The organism is Planomonospora algeriensis, assembly GCF_977012225.1.
Map to the genome: position 1 here is coordinate 1 of NZ_CDRNDK010000678.1, position 2,583 is coordinate 2,583.

General features: G+C 75.9%; 2 protein-coding genes and 1 pseudogene. 1 reads left to right on the top strand and 2 read right to left on the bottom strand.

Annotated elements, in window-relative coordinates; translation table 11 throughout:
- Together ACWJ6R_RS34370 and ACWJ6R_RS34375 are read right to left on the bottom strand one after the other, a co-directional pair.
- On the bottom strand, nt 1-1,437 hold a 1,437-nt coding region (locus tag ACWJ6R_RS34370; RefSeq protein ID WP_449066210.1), incomplete at its 3' end, for a sensor histidine kinase.
- Nucleotides 1,438-1,606: 169 nt separating this feature from the next.
- Nucleotides 1,607-2,284, bottom strand: a pseudogene (locus ACWJ6R_RS34375) (response regulator transcription factor).
- A gap of 103 nt (nt 2,285-2,387) precedes the next feature.
- Here ACWJ6R_RS34375 and ACWJ6R_RS34380 point away from each other — a divergent pair.
- The coding region (locus ACWJ6R_RS34380) for a hypothetical protein (RefSeq protein WP_449066211.1) at nt 2,388-2,583 on the top strand (196 nt) is incomplete at its 3' end.

The window sequence follows — 2,583 nt, forward strand, 5'->3', positions numbered from 1 at the left end:
GGCGGCGGAGCCCGCGCCCGAGGCGAGGGCGGTGCCTCCGCCGGCGCCCAGCAGAGCGGCGGTCCCGGCGGCGGCGAGTGCGATCCTGACGATCAGGTGTGACTTGTTCATGACTCCAGCCTTCCGCGGCCTCGGATAGGGCCGCGCTAAGAACCGGCTAAGGGTCCGCTTCCGGCCAGGAACAGGGTGACGCGCGCACCGCCCGGGGGGGGAGATGCCGAGGGTGAGCGCGCCACCCGACGACTCGGCGGTACGGCGTGCGATGTCCAGGCCCAGGCCGGTCGACCCCGCTCCGCTCTCGCCCCGGCCCAGGGGGTCGGCCGTGCCGAACCCCGGCCCGGCGTCATCGACGGTCAGCAGGGCGCCGCCCGGGGCCGGCACCAGCCGTACGCCGAAGGGAGTCCCCTCGTCGGTGTGCGCGAACACGTTGCCGAGCAGGGCGTCCACGCAGGCGGCCAGATCGCCGGGGGAGACCGCGACGGTGAGCGGACCGGGGCACAGATCCAGCTCCACGGTGCGGCCCTGGTCCTCGGCGAGCACCGACCAGAACGCCACCCGGTCCCCGACCACCGCGACCGCGTCGCACTCCGCACGGTCCCGTGACCGCCGCCGGGCCTCGTCGATCACCGCGGTGACCGCCCGTTCCAGCGCGTCCACCCGGGCCTCGATCCTGGCCGCCTCGTCCGGGTCGGCGAGGGACTCGGCCTCCAGCCGCAGCCCGGTGAGCGGCGTGCGGAGCCGGTGGGACAGGTCGGCCGCGTGCTCCCGTTCCTCGGCCAGCAGCCCGGTGATGCGCTCGGCGAGGTGGTTGAGCGCGAGGCCGACCGCGCGGACCTCGGGAGGACCGCCGGGGACGGTCCGGGCGGCGAGATCACCGGCGGCGAGCCGGTGGGACACCCCCGCCAGCGACGAGACGGGCCGCGTCATGGCGCGGGCCAGCCGGTCGGCGACCAGCATGCCCAGCCCGACCAGCGCCAGCCCGAGAACCAGCAGCCCCGCCTGCACCCGGGCGACGCCCCCGGTCAGTTCGTCGTCGCCGAGGAAGACCCGGACCACCGCCGTGCCGCCGGGCGCCCCCTGGACCGCGACCAGGATCTCCCGGCCTCCGGGCACCGAGGCGGTGACGCTGCGGCCCCGGGCGGCCAGCTCGACAGCGGCGGACCTCTCCGCGGGGGCGCCGAGGACGCGGCCGTCACCGAGGAAGACGGTGGCCGGGTGCGCGGCCCGCTCCGCGGTCAGGCGCAGGGTCTCGGCGTTCACCGTGCCGGCCGTGCTCGCCGTGCCGACGGCGACGGCCACCGACTCGGCCTCGCCGCTCGCCCGGGCCACGGCGCCGCTCTCGGCGGCGGTCCGCACCAGCAGCAGGAGCGGGACCAGCAGGGCGATGAGGACGAGCGAGGTGGTCGCGGCCACCAGCAGCGCCAGCCAGCGCCTCACGGCCGCCCCACCCCTGCTCCGACGGCGGTTCCGCTTCCCGGAACGGCCAGTGCGGCAGCCCTCACGGCGGCGCGGGTTCTCATGACGGCGTGGGTTCTCGCGACGGCGTGGGTTTCCGCGACGGCGCGGGTTCTCATGACGGCGCGGGTTCTCATGACGGCGCGGGTTCTCATGACGGCGCGGCCAGCCGTACGCCCACGCCGCGCACGGTCTGCAGGTAGCGGGGCTCAGCGGACGTCTCGCCCAGCTTGCGGCGGAGCCAGGACAGGTGCACGTCCACGGTCTTGTCCGCCCCGCCGTACGGGACCTGCCAGACGTGGGTGAGCAGCTCGCGCTTGGTGACCACCTCGCCGGGCCGGCCGCCAGGTAGTGGAGCAGGTCGAACTCCCGGGGGCTGAGGTCCAGCGGCGCGCGTCCAGGGTCGCCTCCCGGGTGCGCGGGTCCATCCGAAGCCCGCCGACGGCCACCGAGCCGTCCGTACGGCTCTCGCCCGCCCTGCGGAGCACGGCCGGATCCGGGCGTCCAGCTGGGTCGCGGTGAACGGCTTGACCACGTAGTCGTCGGCGCCCGCGTCCAGCAGCCTGACCATCTCGGCGTCACCGTCCCGGGCGGTGGCGACGATCACCGGGACGCGGCTGACCGCGCGGAGCATGCGCAGCAGGTCCAGGCCGTCGAGGTCGGGAAGGCCCAGGTCGAGCACGATGAGGTCGGGACGCTCCTCGACGGCCAGGCGGAGGCCGTCCAGGGCGGCGGGAGCGGACAGCACGGCGTGGCCGCGATCCCGCAGCCCCCGGGTGAGGGAGGTGCGGATCGCGGCGTCGTCCTCGATGAGCAGCACGTTCGGCATTTGCCGCCACGTTAGCCGGGCCGGAGCGGTGCCGGAACCGCGTTATCGCTCCCTTAACCATGCCTTAGCGCCGCGGGCGGAGCGGGGATGGGAGGGTGGGGGAATGCGCAGACGGCTCCCTCTCGTCATGGCCGGATGGCTGGTCACCGGTGCCCTCGCGACCGGGGCGGGGGTGGCGGCGGTCACCTTCCTGGGGGAGCCGCTGACCGCCTCCGCGCACCGCCCCCTCTCCTCCGCCGAGGTGCAGGAGGCGCTCGCCCGCGCCCTCCCGCCGCAGCCGGCCGCGGTCGACGGGACGG